The sequence below is a fragment of the candidate division KSB1 bacterium genome (assembly GCA_022566355.1).
GTDB lineage: Bacteria > Zhuqueibacterota > JdFR-76 > JdFR-76 > DREG01 > JADFJB01.
Map to the genome: position 1 here is coordinate 22241 of JADFJB010000016.1, position 20151 is coordinate 42391.

Genomic DNA, 20151 nt, shown 5'->3' on the forward strand with positions numbered 1-20151 from the left:
AAAGCGATCCTTTATTTATCTAAAAAGGGTCGCTTTAGTTTTAGGTGTATATTTCGATAATTAAACACTCTATGTAAACCAATCATCAAATCATTTATGGTTCATACACGAGCTTATCCTGAACGGCCTTTTGTTGCTGTCAGTGCAGCCATTTTTAACAATTCAAACGAAATTCTAATTATAAAAAGAGCAAAGGAGCCTGGAAAAGGTTTGTGGAGCATTCCCGGTGGTATCGTAAAGACTGGAGAAACATTAGTAGAAGCTTTACAAAGAGAAATCAGCGAGGAATGTGGAATTAGAGTAGAAAACCATAAATTCAATGCTGTATATGATAGAATACTTTATGACAAATCAGGAAAAGTGAATTATCACTACATTATTATAAATTATATTTGTAATACAAAATCAAATAAAATAGTACCCGCCAGTGATGCAGATGACTATTCTTGGTTGAAATCGGACGAATTGGACCGCTTTAAGTACACTAATGGACTTAAACAGTATCTGAAAAATTTATTTTAGCATAATTTATTGGATAATAAAGGGACGTAGACTTCATCATGATGCTATTGTGTGAATGACCAGGTAAAAAGTGAATTAAAATTGACGTATACCTGTTAAGAGATCAGTTTTCAGATCATCTGAGACACGATACAAATAAGATTTTAGCATATTTGTCATAGGAATTTGAATCCATTCGTCACTATCAATTAGCCTTACCAAATTTTCAGCATACATTCTTACGACATTTAAATTCGAACCATTTAAAATGGCACGCTTCCGTGGCCTAGCACTTATTACTATCTTGGTTTTTGCTTCTTCAACACCGAGCTGTACTTCATCTTTGAATGGTAACCGGTATTTCCAAGATGTTTCGAGATAAAGTTGACTAGGATTACTCTCAAATCGAATTAATTCATAGTGATACTTGATTAAGTGCTGAAATGATTTGTTTGTAAAATCATAGCTTGTAGCATTGCCAATCTTTTCTGAAAAGCTAGTTGATTCTATATTAGTATTCCGTAACTGTGAGGAACAGCCCACAAATATCAGTACTGCTACAACAAAACCCCCAACTTTACACATCGTCCACTTTCCCATCTACCGATCCTTCCCTTTGTTATCTGATTTATCTTAATTATCGGAGTATGGCAAAATAATAGTTATCAATTTTTTGAAATTAGATATTTTTTGTTTAGATCTGAAACAGAAGGATAAAATAATAGTTCTTATTCCACTCCATGCTTTGAGGCTGTTTGAAAACTGGGATAGCTGATGAATAAATGGGGCATTACTCAAAAACCAAACCTTTAAAATTCTGGAAAAATCTTGTTAAAAAACAGCACTTTACGCAATGACAAATAGTTTTCTATTCTTTTGCTTATTAAAAGCAATTAAAAAGTATTATGATTTTGATGCAGGCGAAACTTCGTGGAAATCCCCCAACCAGGAAAGATGAGATTTCGGCTCAAACTTGCCCTTGAATGTTATTAGCCGGGAAAGATTATTGGTATTAAACTGCTTGTAGAATTTCCTTCAGGCATTAATTATAGGTAATTTACAATCCTGCCTTCTGAGTTGATGGTTATTTCATTTGATATCTTAACTATTTTAGTCTCTGTAATTATCCCACCGGGCCACCGTATCCAAATACCTTTTACCTCCTCTTGCAATCCTAATACCTGGATCATGGAATCTTGTGACCAATAGCCCGAACCGGCATGAATTTCTCGGGCAGGTCCATAATGGTTAGCAAATTTAATTCGAATTGTTGCACCTATACCGGCGATGTTTCCATTGGAATCTACTAGTTGAATCCATAATCCGGGTTTGGCGCCAATATTATGGTAGGTCCATTTACTCATTTTACCGGGGACTTATTTAAAGGGATAAGTATTTCGGATTTTTGGGGCAGGTGAAGAGAACTTTACCGAGATCACTGACCAGGCATAATTATGTCTGCAGAAGTTTTAGCCGTAACCTTCCGTAAGGCCAATCACATTGTAAGTACATTCGTTAGCACCACAGAAGCAGACCAGGGATCATTCTCTAAGAGATTTATTTTGCCATAATAAACCATCCTTATCAGTTTTCCCTGGGTGGACGACTGAAACTACGTACATACCCTGCACTGAGTTAATCAGGAACACCCTAGAACTGATTAAAACCTCCTCAATAGTTAACGATTTTTCTTCGCTCATCCCACATTCCAGCATCCATGCACGGTAAGTGCCTGGAAGAAGGCCACAATGGACCGGTGGTGTAAACAAAGCTCCATTGATCTCAACGACGAGGTTCGCTATTGTTGATTCTGTAACCTCGCCATTTTCGTTAAACAGAATGACGTCATGGTATCCTGGGCGGCTTTTTTTGGCGTTTTCGTAAACTTTCCTGTTGGTGGTCTTGTGGAAGAGAAACGGATCAGAACTATTCACCGGCGATTGAGCTATTGCAACTCTCTTTTTTAAACCGGCTACAGTTGATTTCAATATTTCTGATTCTATCGTGATATTGCCGTCCTTCGCTATTAGTATCCTAACCTTATGTGCTTTTGGAGGTAGGTGATTTGCATTATGTTTCAAATCATATTTCAAGAGTTCAACTTCAAGGGTATATCTAAAATATGAAGCAGACTGCTCGAGACGATTCAAATGTCTATCAAGATGGCGATAACCTTCTTTTGGTGTCCATAGCAACGATTCCAGAAGACAAAATGAACGTGGATATCCCTTAAGTACCTGTGCTTTTGTCCGGCACTCTAACATTTCCCGTGACAAATCCGAATCCCATACAATACCACCGCCTACCCCATATTCCGCTTTGCTATTGTTTTTATTGATTACTATTGTACGGATAGCGACGTTGAACTGTGCACGCCGGTTCGGGGTGATAAATCCGATTGACCCTGTGTATACTCGGCGAGGACTGGATTCAAGTTCGGCGATAATCTCCATGGTGCGTGACTTCGGAGCCCCAGTGATCGAAGCAGGAGGGAACATTGCTTGAAAGATTTTGACAAAATCAGCTTCAGTTTTTGCTCGAACTGTAGATACCATTTGCCACAAGGTCGGGTATCTTTCGACTTCCCATAAATTAGTGACATTCACGCTACCAGTTTCAGCAATTCGTCCGATGTCGTTTCGCACCATATCCACGATCATTATATTCTCAGCTCGATCCTTCTCGGATTTATGCAATAGATTCCCTTGTTTGATATCTTCTTCGTAGGTTAGCCCGCGTTCTGCAGTCCCTTTCATTGGACGGGATGTGATTCGATCACCATCAATTTGAAAGAAAAGCTCAGGTGATACACAGCATACAACCCAATTGTCTGTGTTGACAAATGCACCGAATTCAGGATCTTGTGCATTTAGCAACTCAAGAAAGAGTACCCATGGATCCGATGAAAACGATGCGTTAAGACGGTGGGTATAGTTAACTTGATATGTATCTCCGCATAGTATGTACTCCTTGATCCGCTTAAAGGCATCTCGATACTCATGGGAGGTTACCGAAGGGAACCATCGAAATTTTTGAATTGAAGATGGTTTCGTACACGATGTTAGAATTTCTGTCTCGCGTGGCTTGTCGTATAGGCCAAACCAGACCAATGGAAATTCCTCATCTCTTTTCACGGTAAGAGCAGGGTCAAAGGCAGGTGCTGCCTCGTAGGCAACCAATCCAGCAGCGTACAATCCTCGTTCTGCTATAGCTTTTTTTACATAACCGAGCGAATCCAACACATCTTCAACTCGACTTGTCTCGATGATCTCTCGAGGATGTTCAAAATGAAGCCAACACCCCCTGGCTGTATCGTGCAACACGACTTGATGATAGGAAGCCGGATTATGGTGCATTATTGTTCTTTTGTCTAGCCAAATTTCTCCATAACGAAATATTATTTGGTAATGGGTAAACAACCATAAATTTAAGTTTACTAACAAACATAACTTCTTTCCACTTTAATAGTGAAATCAGTAATGGATTTTTTTTAAGGGGCATTCTCTAATAGATTTATTTTTACAATAGTACTGAAAGCAATTGTTTTGGGAAGTCACCACTCTCGTCTATAATATGGTTTGCGAGCAAGGTATAGATTGAGTCGGCTTTGAATTTGACTCGCTATTTCTGCTGGTTTGAGAGCGCCAATTGATATGCTTAGCGGGCAAGTGACACAGTTTTGCTAAGTTCCCTGTTTTCAGCATATGCGGCGGCCAGGACATCCAGAGTTCCTATGTCTGAATGGTCAGTCTGTTCATAAGCTTACTTAGCCAAGCGAAGGGCCTCAGCACCATCTCTAAAGGTTCCGTCGCCATTGTTACGATATAGAGCATCGAATCCATAATTGGTGATATAGACATCAACATAACCGTCGTTATTTATGTCGCCAACTGCCACGCCCATCCCGTAACCGGAATCGCCAAGTCCTGAGGTTTCAGTAACGTCTGAAAACTTTCCGTAATCATTCTGGAGAAATAGACGATTCGTTGTGAATGTATCAGTCGGGCTTTTTGCATTGTGTTGGTTGCCATTTACCATATAGATGTCGAGATCTCCGTCGTTGTCATAGTTTAAAAACGCACATCCGGAGCCAATACTTTCCGGCATATAATAGCTGCTGTCCACTCCGGGCTCGTGCAAAAAGTTAAGGTTTACCAGATTCGAGACTTCATGAAAACTAAATTTACCAGTTTCTGTTTCTTTCTTGGATTTTTTAGAATTACAGGCAAAAAAGATAAGGCTTAGTATCATTGATATTAGAAAAACAAATCTTCGCATGAATAGAAATATCCAAACTAAACTTAAGCAGAATCGCGATCTCGATCATCCAAATATATCAAATCGATTGCTTTAACAAATACAAATCCGGCTATGTTGGAGGTTCATATAAAACGAGGCAACTTTAATTCTGTAGACGCAAAACATGTATCCGAATCTTCTGCGCCATTAAGTTTGCACCTTCGTCTTTTAGACGGTATGCTCGAGTTATTTCTTTGGCTGATTCATCAATTTGGTAGAATTTGTAGGCTGCTTCAGCGATCTTTGCCATTTCTTCTTTTCCAATGGCCCGGAAGCATAGCATACGGTGATAGTGTGCAATTGCGTCCTCAGGATCAATCGTCAACACCTGTTCGAAAGCCTGCAAAGCTTCTTCATATTGTTGATTTAGGTATAGCGTTCGTCCTAAATTGCGCCATGTCGCCCTGTCTTCGGGGAATTGTTCCAGTACTCTTCGATAAGCAGCAGCAGCGTTTTCATAAAGGCCATCCTCCTGTAATACAACCCCCCAAACCCATGCGACTTGCGCATCACCGGGTTTAATCTTCTCACATTTTTTGAGATACTGATAAGCTTTATCGATGTTCCCATCCCTTACGGCTACTTTCGCCAGATTCAGTGATCCGTGTAACAGATCGGGTCTGAGTTTTGCAACTTGTTGAAAAGCAATTGATGCTCCCCTGGTATCTTCTTCCAGCAATAGTCCGATACCATAATCATTGTAACGCATCCAGTCCGATTTTTCATCTGCTAAAATATTAGTCACAATAGCTTTCCGTGTTTTACTAATTTCCAGGCTAATCTCATCAGAAGCAATTACAGTAACGGGTAAATCCGGTACAGTGTCATATTGTTTAAACCCTTCACGATTTGCATAGAAAGCAAATTCAGTATACTTACGATCAAACTTTCGCCACAATAAACGTGCTTTAACTTTAATCGAACCTCCGGTTAATCCGTTTGGCATCGTAAATTCGTAATGAGCAATATCCGCAGTTCCAGGGCCAATAACGTTGGCAAAAACCGTAACATGAATATCCTGTGCATTACGACGGTGAATTGGATTACCGTCTTTGTCAACGATCAAAGCTTTATAAACGTGTGCCATTGGATCAACATGGCCATCTTTATTTAACTCTCCGCTTTTTGCCAACAGATTGCCATTTTCATCTAAGACACTAACCTCAAGCCACGCCTCGTTGGAATCGTTGGTGCCGCCTGGGAAAGTGTGGCCGACACCTTTATTGCGAACGACAACATCAAAGGTGACATTCTCCCCTGCACTCAAAACCGGTTTTTTCCGATTGATGGCCATTACTGGTTTTTTCATACTTTCTGTCTTTAAAGCAAAAATATCGACGCTTAATTTTTCGTCTTGTAAGAACGATTCTATCTTGTTGATGGTCTCTGTGTCACCTCGTAAAAATGGCAGAGCAGTGTTTACTGCCAGGAAACGATGTGAACGGACAAAGCCGTTTTTCGCGGCAACATCACCGAGAATCGCAGGTTCCGGTGGCATGTGGCAATCCTGGCACAGACGTTTTTGGGCAGGCAGGTAAAAAGTCCTGGAAGCATTAAGCGCAACTCCACTGTCATGCCAATTGTCGAATTCATCCTGCCCACGGAGCCATCGGTAATTATTGACAGGTTCAGTCAAACTGACCTTATGACAGGTCGCACAATATTCACTTTTCTTAAAAAACGGTTTCAGCATCTGACGTTTATGGACAGTAGGTTTGGCTTTGATAATAGCATCATGAATAAAAGCTCCCATACTTCCTTCTTTGGCATTTGCAAATAGGTAAGGGTCCTCTTGCTCATCGGCGATGTTATAATTGCCATTTCCCGTTTGATTGTGGATTTGATCGATAGCATGACAAGCCAAACAGGTTAATCCTGCTTGAGCTTCCGGTGAATTACGGTTGATCGGTTTATCCATAGCTCCGGCCAGCATAAGGGCTGGATCATGGCAACCGCTGCACCACTTACTTTTAACCATCCCGACTCTGTCTTTAGTCTCGGGAAAACTTTTGATATGTTTTTCTACCCAGACATTTGGCTGAGTCGCATTTCTTCGCAAATCTTCAATTGTTGCTTCATAAAAAGGATTATTAAAAGATGCAAATCGATGTGCAGATGTAGCCCATTGGTCTACAATATCTGCATGACAACGGTTGCATGTTTCTGCTCCTATCCGGGTGTCTTTGACAAAACCGAATTCTTTTATTTCATCCTCATGTATTGTCATCGACCCCAAATCGTCCCGGGTGATAATTCTCGAAGGTAAATAACCGCCCGAAGTTGTAGTTGCTGCAGATGGGAAGAAAGGACTACCCGGAGGAACAAATCCGGTGGGAACAAACGGCGATTCGGAGAATTTGGTCACATCGCGGTTTTTTGCACCCGGTCCATCATACAATCCCTTATCAAGGGCAATTTGAGCTTCCTGGGTTCTGATAATCCCACGGTTAGTAAACCCGTGCCAGGTTACTAAAACCAAAACGAGAGCAACTACGGTTAAGAAGAATCTCTTATATTTTATTCCAGTCGGTCGTGTATAACTCACAAATCGATGGGTAATATAACCGGCTATGGCAAGTGTACCACAAACAACGTGAGCCCACCATGCCCATTGGTTATCCCGACTGGCTGATTCAGTCAGAATGAATAGTCCGGTCACAGCCAGAACTATACCTGTGGCAACAAAAGAAATCCCGGAAAAAATGCTGGCATTATGGCGTCGGCGCCAAACTTTGCGTAAATGGGCAATTGCGAAACCCGCCATCAGGGTAATCAAGAGTAGTCCTACGCCAGTGTGAGTCAATACCATAATTTGGAATAATTGCGGAAGGGAGGTTTTTCCTGCTGAAAAGAAACGCCAATTGAGAGAATCGGCGATTCGGTTGATAAGCAAGTAGGACGTATTGGCTATAATAAAACCTGCCAGAACCAGGCTGATCACCAGAGTGTTTTTTAAGTTAACCGTCAATATAGACGGTAGAAATTGTCTTTTCTTCTTTTTACGAGCCATTTAAATTTTATTATAATTTATAACTAATTAAAATCTCAGTCGGATTTCCTATTAATGGAGTTTGTGTTATTTTCCCATTCGGCCAGCGTACCCACACACCTTTAGGATTATCACGCAAGCCCATAACCTGAACAACAGAATTTTGAGAAAGATAACCCGAGCCTGCGTGAATCTCTCTTGCAGGACCAAAACCATTAATATATTCCATTCGGATAATAGACCCAATACCATAGGGATTTCCTTTCGGACCATTTAACCTCACTCGCAATCCCGGTTTTGCTCCAATGTTTCGGTATAGTTTTGTTTCAGCGCCATTCTGTGTTATAACCAGATCTACACGACCATCGTGATTAAAATCACCTAATGCAGCGCCCCTTTGTTCGCCATAAACCTTAATGCCGGAAACCTGGCCTGGAACCACTTCGAGTTTTCCAGTACCATCGCCTTTTAGCCACAGTCCTCGCCCAGCATCGCCCCTGTCTTTTTCTAATATCGTTGGAAAGAAGTTTTGGCTTATAAAAACATCATCATGGCCGTCTCCATTAAAATCTGCAACCCCTACATAAAAAGCTGGCGTAAACTGCGCCTCAATGGGTAATGCCACTGCTTCGAAGTGATCTTTTCGATTTAAAAAGACCATATGTCGCAGTTCACTGGCGATTAGTTGATGTGCTTGTTTTAAAGATTCACCTATGATATCATCCACACTGGCTGCAGAAAAACGCTTGTAATTTGGTGTTCGTGGACGAACATAAGGGATAGCTTGAGAAAGCGTTGTTAAGTCTCGCCTGGGAATCACCTGATTCATCACTGGATCAAAATGCGCCTCGATGATATCAAGAGTGCCATTGCCGTCGAAATCGTCATAGTAAATTCGCAATGGATGTTCAAAGCTAGCAGAATATTCATTGTTTAAGCCCCAATTTGTAGCGATAATATCCAGGTAACCATCCTCATCCAAATCACCTGTCGTAACACCATTCCACCACCCCTTATATCGATCCAATCCTAAATCATTTGTCGCGTTCGTGAAATGACCATTTTGGTTACGAAAAACCATAACTGACCCCCATTCAACAGCCAAAATCAAATCTGAGCTGCCGTTGCCATCAATATCACTAAAAACGGCGCCAGAAACCATACCTAAAAACTTAAATTGTTTTGAATTTTTTTCATCGATTGTAAAGCGGCCATTGTCATTTTTATACAATATGGAGGAGGCTGGTTCAGGATAGCGCCCTGGTACTGTTCGTCCTCCGACAAATAAATCCAGATCTCCATCATCATCATAATCGGCCATGGCCATGGGGCCCAGGCTAGAACCATTTCCTATTACTTTTGTTGAGTTTGCAAATGTTTTACGCTCAAAATCGTACGACATAATAAATGAGTTGGCGGGCTGTAAACTCTCATAGTTTGAGAAACCAACTAACACGAATGTCGAACTATTATCCTTTGTCCAACCGAGAACGGAGGTTTGATCAAATTGAGTCTTTTGAACCAAACGAGTATCTTGAATCCGAGTAAATCCTTGTTTACCATCGTTACGATAAAAAGCAAGCTGACCGCCTTTTCCACTAGAGATGATTAAATCGTCATCTTTATCTCCATCGATATCGTACCAGGCGACACCCGGTCCGACCTGGCTGAGTCTTTTAGGAAGTAATGGTTGGCGGGAAAAGTCATCAAAAGTATCTTCGTGATGCTTATGATTAATTAGATTGCTGACGTCTTCAAAATAAAAGGAAGGTGCAATTGATGAATCCGGGCTTGACGAATCATCTATTTTGGCATATGCCTCAAAGATTTCATAAATGCAGTTTGGCTTGACGTTCTTAATCTCACTTACTTTACCACTCCGCCAGACTACCTCGATTGTGAGCAAATTTTCAGCGCTACCTGCAGCAAATGTAACCATTGGATCTGAACTAGAGAGATAGATTCCACCACAGGTAACTTCTTTAGCCTGGGGAACAGGACCGCCCAAGACTCGAATTTTTGCACCGATGCCCTGTGTGTTTGGGCTCAAGCCTCTCAGGCGTACAGCAATTCGCGGCGCACCAGACTTGTTTCGATAAATACCTGCGACTTCATTTAGTCTGTTTGTGGCTAAATCCAAATCTCCATCATTATCAAAATCAGCAAGGGCCATACCCCAGGTTAAATCAGGATTTGTAAAACCCCAACTTGAGCTCACATCTTCAAAGGTTAAATCGCCTTTATTTCGAAAAGCAACATTGGGAGTTAGATAACTTGGGTATAATGCTGTCATCTGGCGATAATCATAACCGAATGCAGAAAGTCCCTGAACTCGATTATTTGTGTCTGTATCTTCGAAGTCATACAACTGACCATTTGTTGTAATAATATCCTCATACCCATCAAGGTCGACATCAACAAAAATAACAGACCATGTCCACTCGGAAGCTTGAACGCCGCTCAACTGACCAATTTCTGCATAAGTATTATCCCCCCGATTTACAAACAAGGTATTCCGCTTTATCTGCGGTCTATTATTGATTTGTCCAATTGCTGTAGGAGGTGTTTTAGTAGTATTTGTTTGTTGCATTCGCCGTTGATAATTCCTTGCTAACATATCTATTAGTATAAAATCTAAATCTCCATCCCTATCGATGTCAGAAAAATTCATAGCCATGGTAAATTTACTGGTGTGGCGAATTGCTAGCTTTTCGATAGCTTGAAAACGTCCAGTTCCATCATTAATCCAAATTCGGTCAGGGCTGGAGTAGTCGTTACAGACATAGATGTCTGGATCTCCATCATTATCCATATCTTGGAATCTCGGCAAAAGTCCCCAATCTTTCAGCTCAGATATGGGATTTCCAGATTCGTCGAGAAATCGTCCATCCGTAAATGAAGCTTTTTCAAAGTGGCCTTTACCATCGTTGAGATATAAGAAATCAGGCTCGGCGTTCTCAATAAGTATGTGCCGGTCCCCATTTGTTTCGACGCGATAATGCTCTTTAAACTTTGGTGTGATCTCATATGTACCGCCCACTTTTTTAGCAACCAGGTTTTGGGTTCTTTCCTGGGGTGAATAAAGATTTTCTACAGATTTCTTTTTGAAGTTGGTCATATAAAGGTCAATATCTCCATCACCATCAATGTCTGCATAAGCCATTGAAGTACTACCACCGCTCGATTTCAATCCTGCAGCATCGGTTACCTCGGTGAAATTTCCAAAACCATCATTTACATAACAGGCATTTGGCCCTCCAAGTGATGTGACGATTAGATCGAGGTCAAAGTCTCCATCTATATCTACAAGTGCGACACCAGTTGAAAAACGATCTGGACAAGCAACTCCGGCTTGCTTTGTAATATCTTTAAACTTCCAATCACCAAGATTTTTATACAAAACGTTTGGACAATCGAGACAATTAAAATACACATCTATCAAACCATCACCATCGACATCTCCAGTGGCCACACCAGATCCACCCAGGAGAAACCGATTATCTGCAATTTGTTCAGGAGTTAGCTTGTTTGAAAAAGTGATTTCTGTTTTGGATGATGGTAATAATTCAAACCCAGGTTGGCCCGACTCAAGGCTCGGAAGTTCTGACCAACGATATCCAGCGCCTTCGTGCCATTCTATGGATTTATCTGGCCAGATTAGTACTATTAGGCAAAGAGCAGCAACCAAACCAGCAATAATAGCAATTTTAGATATGGAATTTAAATTTATGAGTTTAATATTTAACCACCTTCCTGTTCTTAGACCATCCATTTTGTCAGATTGGAAAAGACTTTATTCAACTAAAATCTTACCGTCCAACTTGACAGTGATTTCGCTAGCGCCATCAGAAATTTCTGATTCTGTGACATGACCTCCTGGCCAACGTACCCAGATTCCCTTCACAACATCACGATAACCCATAACCTGAATCATCGAATCTTGCGACCAGTAGCCGGAACCTGAATGAATCTCCCGTGCAGGACCGTAACCGTCTTTGTAAATCAGCCGAATTGTAGCTCCAACTGCAGATGGATTACCTTTTGGTCCAGCCAATTTTATTCGTAGACCAGGCTTTGCTCCTACATTATGATAAAGTTTCGTTTCTGCTCCATTTTGTGTTACAACCAGGTCTATACGACCATCGCGATCATAATCTCCCAGGGCGGCGCCACGCTGTTCTCCATATACTTTGATGCCTGACTCCTGACCGGAGACCGGCGTCACACTACCGTTACCATTTCCCTTCAACCAAAGACCACGTCCAGCATCGGAGCGAGCAGTTTCAACAGGAGAAGCAAAAAAGTTCTGACTGATGAAAATATCTTCATGACCGTCCCCGTCAAAATCTGCGACACTGGCATGAAAAGCAGGTGCATATTGTGCTTCCACAGGTAATTCGATTGCTTTAAATCGATTCCCCTGGTTAAGAAATACCATATGAGAAAGAGTGTTGGCTTGTAATTTTCCGGCTTGTTTGAGTTTAGGCCCGATAATTTCTTGGATCGTGGAGTAACTATATTTTCTGTTATTTGGCATCCGCATGCGTAGGTAGGGTATGGCTGGGATTACCCAGTTACGAGAACGTACTGGAAAAAGTCTTTGGGTAGGACTATCAAAATACGTTTCAAGAATATCTAGCGTACCATTGTTGTCAAAGTCATAATAGAAAAGCTGTAAAGGATGTTCATCATCAAATCGATTCTGATACTTGTTATTCAAGCCCCAATTGGTAGCGATAATGTCAAGTTTCCCGTCTTCGTTGAGGTCGCCTGTCGTCACACCATGCCACCAACCATTGTATTTAGTCAATCCAAGTTCTTCTGTAGCATCACTGAAGCGACCTTTGTCATTTCTAAAAACGGTAACCGGTCCCCATTCGATCGCTAAAATTAAATCTGGATCACCATCCCCATCAAAATCACTAAAAACAGCTCCGGACACCAATCCGAGCTCCTTAAACTGAGCGGTATTTAAAGAATCAAGTACAAATTTATCGCCCTGATTTCGGTATAACCTTGAAGAAGCCGGCTCAGGATAGCGGGCAGGTATGCTCCTTCCTCCAACAAAGAGATCCAGGTCGCCATCGTTGTCATAATCTGCCATGGTCATGGGGCCGTTACTGGATTCATCGCTCATTATTTCTTTACCTGAATCTACCTGGCCATTTATGAAATCATATTGTAAAACAAATGAGTTCCCAGGTTCAGTATTTTCATAGTTGGAATTTCCCACGAGAAAGGAGGTTGAGCCATTTTCTTTCGTCCAGCCCAGAACAGTGGTCTGATCGAATTGACTTTGTTTTGGCAATACCGAATTTTTCATTTGGTGAAATCCATCTTTTTGATCATTACGAAATGTAGCTAAATGTCCACCTTTGCCACTGCCAATGATTAGATCGTCATCACCATCGCCATCGAAATCAAACCAGGCAACACCTGGACCGAGACTGCTAAGGCGATAGGGCAATAGAGGTTGTCGTTGGAAGTCGTCAAATGGATCTTCATGATGTTTGTGATTGATTAAATGGCTCACATCTTCAAAAAGAGGTTGCAGATTAGAACCAGAGTTTACCTCTAAGTTATCGCTTGAATGTGATTCTGATTCATAAATTTCATATATTCGGTTGGGTTTTACATCATTGATTATACTAATCTTACCGTTCCGCCATTTGACTTTGATAGTAAGGTTTTCGTCATTAGCCGCAAATACTACCAACGGATCTGAGCTAGAGAGATAGCTGCCGCCAGAGATGACTTCTTTGCTTTGAGGCACTTTTCCGCCAATAAGCTGAACCTTAGCTCCAATCCCCTGGGTATTGGGAGGAGATCCTTTCAGGCGAACGGCGATTCTAGGCGCGGTTGTCTCGTTACGATAAATGGCCGCCGGAAAGTTTAACCGGTTATTGACCATATCCAAATCACCATCATTATCCAGATCACCAAGCGCCATCCCATGGCTAATATCTTTGTCGGTGAAGCCCCACTCCTTTCCGACTTCTTCAAACGTTAAATCACCGCGATTACGAAAAGCAATATTTCGCAATTTTAGTTCGGGAAACATAAAAATGGTGTTTAGTCTATCATTCTCTCGTGTCTTTTCGCCAGTTTTCGAAGCTATTGTTGCAGCCATTGAACCCATCCTGATGCGAGAGCTGGCTTTCATTATCGTATCCATATCCTGGGCATCATAATAATGGCCTGTTGCAACAAGCATATCTTCATAACCATCGAGGTCTACATCGAGAAAGATATTTGACCACGACCATTCAGATGCCTGAATACCGCTGAACTGAGCGATTTCTGCATAGGTATTATCACCCCTGTTCAAAAAAAGTGTGTTCTTCATATATTGCGGGCGGTTCTCTATTAACCCGATAGGGTGAGGCAACGGTACTTCGGTGTTCTTTTGGGTCATACGCCACCTATGGCGTAAGCTCAACATATCGGTGACTATAAAATCTAAATCACCATCTCTATCGACATCTGAAAAATCAATTGACATCGATGAATTGCTGGTGTTACGAATGGCAAGTTTAGGTATCGCCTGGAAATATCCTTTGCCATCATTGATCCATATTCGGTCGGGGCTTTCAAAATCGTTACAAATATAAATATCAGGGTCTCCATCATTATCCATATCTTGAAATCGTGCCATCAATCCCCAGTCTTTTAATTGTTTGACGGGATTACCATTTTCATCTAAAAATCTTCCATCTGAGAGGGAAGTCTTTTCAAAATTGCCTTTGCCATCATTCAAGAATAACATATCCGGCTCGCCGGTCTCAAAATAAAAGACCCATGGATCTCGAACCTCCAGCACAAAATGTTCCTGGTATTTTGAAGCGATTCGATGAGAATCTCCTATCTTTTCCACGACGAAATTAAAGACCAATTCACCTGGGTCCCAGATATCTTTAGCGCTTTTCCTTTTATAATTCGCTATATATAAGTCTAAATCACCATCTCCGTCAATATCGGCGAGCGCCATAGTTGAGGCGCCTGTTTCCGAAGAAAACCCTGCGGCGTCCTTAATCTCAGTAAACTTGCCTGTCCCATCGTTGAGAAAACAAGCATTTGGGCCTTCTATTGAAATTACCAAAAGATCGAGATCATTATCGCCATCAATATCAGCGAACGCCGTACCGCCTGAAAATTGCCCGGGGCAGGCAACTCCAGCATAAGCAGTGATATCTTCGAATTTCCAATTTCCAAGGTTTTTAAACAGGGCATTGGGGCCATCGAGACGACAAAAATAAATGTCGGCTAATCCATCCCCATTTACATCTCCTATAGCTACTCCAGATCCATTTAACAAAATTCGATTGTTAATAATCTGATCCTTTGTCAAACGATTGCTAAATGTAATTCCATGATCAGCTTCTGAAAGCAGCTTAAATCCAACCTTGCCAGAGCGTGGCACAGAGAGTTTTGCCCACCTATGCCCTTCTCCATCATTCCATATGATTGTATTATCTATAGTACAATGCTGGGTCAACACCAACAATAGTGTTAACAATCTACCTGTGCTAGAGATTTTCTTAAGCATTCTGCCTCCGTCATGGTTCTAAGTGGGGAGTATGGTTACATTCTCGCAATCCAAGATTTATTAATTACGCCTCTTTAAAAGCTATATAAATGGATATTATGTAACGTGTTGTATGGCGAGCTTCCAGAAGATTTTAGATATTGGGAGAAAATTTACCATTAATCCGAAATCCGCAACCTTATTACAATTATTCTACTATAAGAGAAGAATGTGACCGATGGTCGATACAACCTTATACTTGACTTAGCAGTTATACGATTGCTACCTCACTCTTAATCATCATGTGGCTAGTGTTAGAGCCACTACCTTCAACTGGATCCACTTCTTCAGGTCTTTCGTCGGGATTTTCCTTATCTCGGAGTTTAGGGTCAACAAGATCACCGCCACACGAAATGAAAGTGGTGAGCAAAAGGAGTGTGAGTCCTAATACCAATAGCCATTTAAGTTTTTTCAATTTATTAATTTTAATCATGAAGCTTACTCCTTTTCATCAACACTATTCTGAGATTCTTTTAAATAATTTACTTTTAATTTACCATGATAATCAACTGTTATTTCATTTACTTTGTTATTGATGGAAAGGATTGTAATCTTTCCACCAGGCCAGCGCACCCAGACTCCCTTAACTTGATCAAATCGTCCCATGACTTGAACCATCGAATCTTGCGACCAGTATCCGGAACCTAGGTGAACCTCCCGTGCAGGACCGAAGCCATCCTCGTAGACTAATCGGATCGTTGCGCCTACGCCATTACGATTCCCCTTTGGCCCAGCTAGTCGAACACGTAATCCTGGCTTAGCGCCAATATTATGATATAGTTTCGTGGGCGCGCCATTTTGCGAAACCACCAAATCAACCCGGCCATCGCCATCATAATCAGAAAGTCCGGCGCCGCGTTGTTCTCCATATATTTTAATTCCGGAAACTTGACCAGCAATTGGTTCCAACGCGCCACTGCCATCACCTTTCAACCAGAGTCCCAAGCCTGCATCAGAACGTGAAGTCTCTACATGTGTTGAAAAAAAATTCTGACTTATGAAAACATCCTCATGGCCGTCACCATCGAAATCTGATACACCAACGTAAAACGCCGGCGAAAATTGAGCTTCTCTCGGCATTTCAAATGCTTCAAATCGATCGCCTCGATTCATAAAAACAGTGTGAGCAAGTGTATTTGCGCTAAGGTTGCCAGCTAGCTTAAGTCTAGGACCAAATATTTCCTTGACACTTAAGCGGCTGTACATCTCATGATTCAACCTCCGTCTGCGGGCTATTGGCATGGTTCTTTGCATCCAAAATAAATTGCGTTCAGGAACCAGTTTTTGCATGTCTGGAGCAAAGTAAGCTTCCACGATATCCAGTGTTCCATTATTTTCAAAGTCACGGTAGAAAATCTGCAAAGGGTAGGTATCATTATATCGATTTTGATACCTACTATTTAAGCCCCAATTCGTCGCGATAATATCCAGTTTGCCATCTTCATTAAGATCTCCGGTGGTTACACCATGCCACCACCCAAGCAATTCACTTAATCCTAGCTCTTCTGTTGCATCTGAGAAGAGCCCATTCTCATTACGAAAAATCATCACAGGACCCCATTCAACCGCTAAAATAAGGTCCGCGTCTCCATCTCCATCAAAATCACTAAATATACTTCCCGATACCAAACCAAGTTCCTTGAATAGTGAATTATTTGTTGTATCTAATTTAAACTCACCGTTCTCATTTAGATATAACCTTGATGAAGCCGGTTCCGGATAACGTCCAGGTATAACTCTTCCGCCAACAAATAGATCCAGGTCACCATCCAAATCATAATCTGCCATTGACATTGGACCCGTACTAGAAATATCCCCTTTTAATTGATTACTATTCTCCATTCGCATGCTAATAGAATTATGCTGAGAAACATAGGAGTTACTCACCCTGAGTTGTTCCAAATTTGAATGACCCACAAACAGGTGATTCTTACCATCTGCACCGGACCAAACCAGCAAAGTGCTTTGATCATCTTGACTTTTCCCGCGTAAAGACGGGTCTTCTATTCTATCAAATCCGCCTTTCCCATTATTCCGGAAATAGGCCATATTGCCCCCTTTGCCAGTACCTATCAATAAATCATCATCACCATCTTGGTCGAAGTCAAACCATGTAACTCCGGGCCCTAACCGGCTTAATTTATTCGGCAACAATGGTTGTTGACGAAAATCATCATACTCGTCCTCATGGTGCACGTGATCGATCAAATGACTTACATCTTCAAAGAATGGTTTTGAAGGCACTAGAGTCGCCTTTGTACTGTCAGTTAGATGGGTGCTGTATTCGAATATTTCATAGATTCGGTTAGCTTTAACATGGTCTATCACACTGAGTTTACCACTGCGCCATTTCACCTCAATAGACAAGCTATTTTCAGTTCCACCAGTTGCAAACATGGATAAAGGATCGGAGCTTGAAAGATATCTACCAGCACAGATGACTTCTTTGCTCTGGGGAACCGGTCCACCTAAAACCCTGATCTTGGCGCCGATACCCTGTGTATTTGGGGGAAGACCGCGCAAACGTACTGCCAGGCGTGGCGCAACAGATTCATTGCGGTACACACCCGCCGGGGCATCCAATCTGTTGATAACAACATCCAGATCACCGTCGTTGTCAAAATCTCCGGTCGCCATTCCATGGCTGATATCTATAGAAGAAAATCCCCATTTCTCACCAACCTCTTCGAAGGTTAGATCTCCACGATTGCGAAAGGCTACATTTGGAACTTTAAGACTGGGGAACGTGAAGATTTTTCTGCGCCACGTATCTAAGCTGAGATATCTTGTTAATCTTATTCGATCTAGGGTGTCACCGTCAAGGGCGTCATAATAATGGCCGGTTGTAATGAGGACGTCTTCGTAGCCATCAAGATCAACGTCGAGGAATAGTGGCGACCAAGACCACTCCGAAGCCTCAATGCCGCTGAACTGGGCTATTTCCGCATACGTACCATCTCCTCTATTCATAAACAGGGTGTTACGTGAGTACTGGGGACGATTGTCTATTGAACCGATGGGATGCGGTATGGGCTCTCTGTTGACCATCTGTGTTTGACGTCGTTGATGATCCCGGCTAAGCATATCCAAAAGCAAGAAATCCAGATCGCCATCGCGGTCACCATCAGCAAAGTCAACACCCATGGTTGACCAACTAGTGTTTCGAATCGCTAGCCTAGCAATGGCTTGAAAATTTCCGCTTCCGTCATTCATCCAGATTCGGTCCGGACTCTTAAAATCATTGCAAACATAAATGTCCGGGTCGCCGTCTTCGTCAATGTCTTGGAAACGAACCGTTAAGCCCCAATCTTTCGGCTCCGATATTGGTTTACCTTTTTCATTCAAGAACCTTCCATCTGTGAAGGAAACGGCGCTAAAATTCCCGCTCCCATCATTGAGATAAAGTCTATCGGGCTCGCCGGTTTCGAAACGAGTAAGAATATTATTATTCAAAAAACTGAGAGCATAGTGCTCCCGAAATTCCGGCACGATTTCATAATCGTTGCCTACCTTTTTTACAATTCGATCGAATTGGAGGTCTTGGGGAAGGTACTCATCGGTAATCGTGCTTTTCTTGTAGTTGGTGATGTACAGATCAAGATCGTTGTCGCCATCTATGTCGGCAAGTGCAAGTGTGGTAGCGCCGGAATTGCCTATCAGTCCGGCCGTCTTGGTAACGTCTGTAAAATTGCCTTGACCATCGTTTAAAAAGCAGCTGTTCGGTCCGCCCAAAGTCGTTACCAGGAGATCAAGATCTCCGTCACCGTCAATGTCGGCAAGCGCCGTGCCGGTTGAAAACTGCCCTGGACACGCAACACCGGATACTATTGCGATATCTTCAAACTTCCAGTTTCCGAGATTCTTATATAAGGCGTTGGGACCGTTGAGTCGGCATAGGTAAATATCTGCCAAACCATCACCATCCACGTCTCCAACCGCAACTCCGGAGCCATTCAGGAGATGCTGGTTATCAGTGATTTGTTCCTTGGTCAGATTGTTGGCAAAGTTGATTCCTGTTTCTGAGGGTGTTAGCTGCTTGAAGCCGTCTCGGCCAAACCATGGAATAGAAAGCTCAGCCCATCGGAATCCGTCTTCTTCATGCCATGTGATTTTTTGCGTGGGCCAAAAATAAATGACAACCAGCACTGCCAATACCAAAATCGCAACAACTGAGAACTTCTTCATAATCTGTTTTGTCTGGAGGTCGGTGGCTTTTGTGACGGATGTGGGAGCAGTGCGAGGTCCGTCAGTACAGTAATCTGAACTCATGCCTTAGGTCGCCGGCAATCCGGTCAAAATATTGCTTTAGCTCTTTACTCATAAGGCCAGGACGCCATCCCTCACTTTCTTCATATTGAAACTCATTTTCTGCATAAAGGTGAATTTTGTACTGGCCGATATGGCGGGCGGTGGCTCGCAGAATAATTCGCGTTTGGGCCGCCATGATTCGCATCTCAACTTCATCGGCAAACAGTGACCGTTCTTTCCATGCCGTTTCGAAGTAAATCTGCCGGGGACTCTCTTCTTGGCGACTCACCTGGTATCGATATTTATTAAGCAGAATATGTTCGGTGACCCCAAAAATTTCGGCGCGATACGAAATGCCTATTTGGGCGGAATAACTCTTTGTACCCGAGCTGCTTTTTCCGGGACCTGAACCGGCACACCCGGTAGACAACACGATTAAAAATAAAAAAGACCATCGACAAATTATGGATTTACTCATCGTTTTATCCCATGAGTTATACGGTTGAGCAAATTTAACAAAAAATACTGA

General features: G+C 42.1%; 11 protein-coding genes. 1 reads left to right on the forward strand and 10 read right to left on the reverse strand.

The genetic code is table 11. The features are described 5' to 3' along the window. Positions 1-96: 96 nt before the first annotated feature. Positions 97-522: an NUDIX hydrolase gene (locus IIC38_04830; GenBank protein MCH8125268.1), complete on the forward strand. Its 426-nt coding sequence runs from the start codon at positions 97-99 to the stop codon at positions 520-522. A gap of 75 nt (positions 523-597) precedes the next feature. Here the strand turns inward: IIC38_04830 and IIC38_04835 are convergent, their stop codons facing one another. The 10 genes from IIC38_04835 to IIC38_04880 form a co-directional block, all read right to left on the reverse strand. Beyond that, a complete protein-coding gene (locus IIC38_04835; protein MCH8125269.1) occupies positions 598-1101 on the reverse strand; it encodes a hypothetical protein in 504 nt (167 codons plus the stop codon). 446 nt (positions 1102-1547) lie between these two features. Then, positions 1548-1865 carry an ASPIC/UnbV domain-containing protein gene (locus IIC38_04840; GenBank protein ID MCH8125270.1) on the reverse strand — a complete coding sequence of 106 codons (318 nt, stop codon included), beginning with the start codon at positions 1863-1865 and terminating at the stop codon, positions 1548-1550. A gap of 177 nt (positions 1866-2042) precedes the next feature. Then, a complete protein-coding gene (pabB, locus tag IIC38_04845; GenBank protein ID MCH8125271.1) occupies positions 2043-3857 on the reverse strand; it encodes an aminodeoxychorismate synthase component I in 1815 nt (604 codons plus the stop codon). A gap of 406 nt (positions 3858-4263) precedes the next feature. Continuing rightward, positions 4264-4752 (reverse strand): VCBS repeat-containing protein, encoded by a 489-nt coding sequence (locus IIC38_04850; protein ID MCH8125272.1) that lies wholly within the window; start codon positions 4750-4752, stop codon positions 4264-4266. 151 nt (positions 4753-4903) lie between these two features. After that, the gene (locus tag IIC38_04855; GenBank protein MCH8125273.1) at positions 4904-7810 is read right to left on the reverse strand and encodes a tetratricopeptide repeat protein; all 2907 of its coding nucleotides are present in this window, start codon (positions 7808-7810) and stop codon (positions 4904-4906) included. Positions 7811-7820: 10 nt separating this feature from the next. After that, positions 7821-11561 (reverse strand): VCBS repeat-containing protein, encoded by a 3741-nt coding sequence (locus IIC38_04860; protein MCH8125274.1) that lies wholly within the window; start codon positions 11559-11561, stop codon positions 7821-7823. Between the two features lie 21 nt (positions 11562-11582). Further along, on the reverse strand, positions 11583-15335 hold the full coding sequence (locus IIC38_04865; GenBank protein ID MCH8125275.1) for a VCBS repeat-containing protein: 3753 nt from the start codon (positions 15333-15335) through the stop codon (positions 11583-11585). 250 nt (positions 15336-15585) lie between these two features. Continuing rightward, a complete protein-coding gene (locus IIC38_04870) occupies positions 15586-15807 on the reverse strand; it encodes a hypothetical protein (GenBank protein MCH8125276.1) in 222 nt (73 codons plus the stop codon). Between the two features lie 5 nt (positions 15808-15812). After that, the gene (locus IIC38_04875; GenBank protein ID MCH8125277.1) at positions 15813-19643 is read right to left on the reverse strand and encodes a VCBS repeat-containing protein; all 3831 of its coding nucleotides are present in this window, start codon (positions 19641-19643) and stop codon (positions 15813-15815) included. After that, positions 19621-20100 (reverse strand): hypothetical protein, encoded by a 480-nt coding sequence (locus IIC38_04880; protein MCH8125278.1) that lies wholly within the window; start codon positions 20098-20100, stop codon positions 19621-19623. Before IIC38_04880 ends, IIC38_04875 begins: the two co-directional genes overlap by 23 nt. Between the last annotated feature and the right edge of the window lie 51 nt (positions 20101-20151).

Excerpts from the sequence above, each read along its gene's own strand:
- IIC38_04830 (MCH8125268.1), top strand. The coding sequence starts at position 97 with ATGGTTCATACACGAGCTTATCCTGAACGGCCTTTTGTTGCTGTCAGT.
- IIC38_04835 (MCH8125269.1), bottom strand. The coding sequence starts at position 1,101 with ATGGGAAAGTGGACGATGTGTAAAGTTGGGGGTTTTGTTGTAGCAGTA.
- IIC38_04840 (MCH8125270.1), bottom strand. The coding sequence starts at position 1,865 with ATGAGTAAATGGACCTACCATAATATTGGCGCCAAACCCGGATTATGG.
- pabB (MCH8125271.1), bottom strand. The coding sequence starts at position 3,857 with ATGCACCATAATCCGGCTTCCTATCATCAAGTCGTGTTGCACGATACA.
- IIC38_04850 (MCH8125272.1), bottom strand. The coding sequence starts at position 4,752 with ATGATACTAAGCCTTATCTTTTTTGCCTGTAATTCTAAAAAATCCAAG.
- IIC38_04855 (MCH8125273.1), bottom strand. The coding sequence starts at position 7,810 with ATGGCTCGTAAAAAGAAGAAAAGACAATTTCTACCGTCTATATTGACG.
- IIC38_04860 (MCH8125274.1), bottom strand. The coding sequence starts at position 11,561 with ATGGATGGTCTAAGAACAGGAAGGTGGTTAAATATTAAACTCATAAAT.
- IIC38_04865 (MCH8125275.1), bottom strand. The coding sequence starts at position 15,335 with ATGCTTAAGAAAATCTCTAGCACAGGTAGATTGTTAACACTATTGTTG.
- IIC38_04870 (MCH8125276.1), bottom strand. The coding sequence starts at position 15,807 with ATGATTAAAATTAATAAATTGAAAAAACTTAAATGGCTATTGGTATTA.
- IIC38_04875 (MCH8125277.1), bottom strand. The coding sequence starts at position 19,643 with ATGAGTTCAGATTACTGTACTGACGGACCTCGCACTGCTCCCACATCC.
- IIC38_04880 (MCH8125278.1), bottom strand. The coding sequence starts at position 20,100 with ATGAGTAAATCCATAATTTGTCGATGGTCTTTTTTATTTTTAATCGTG.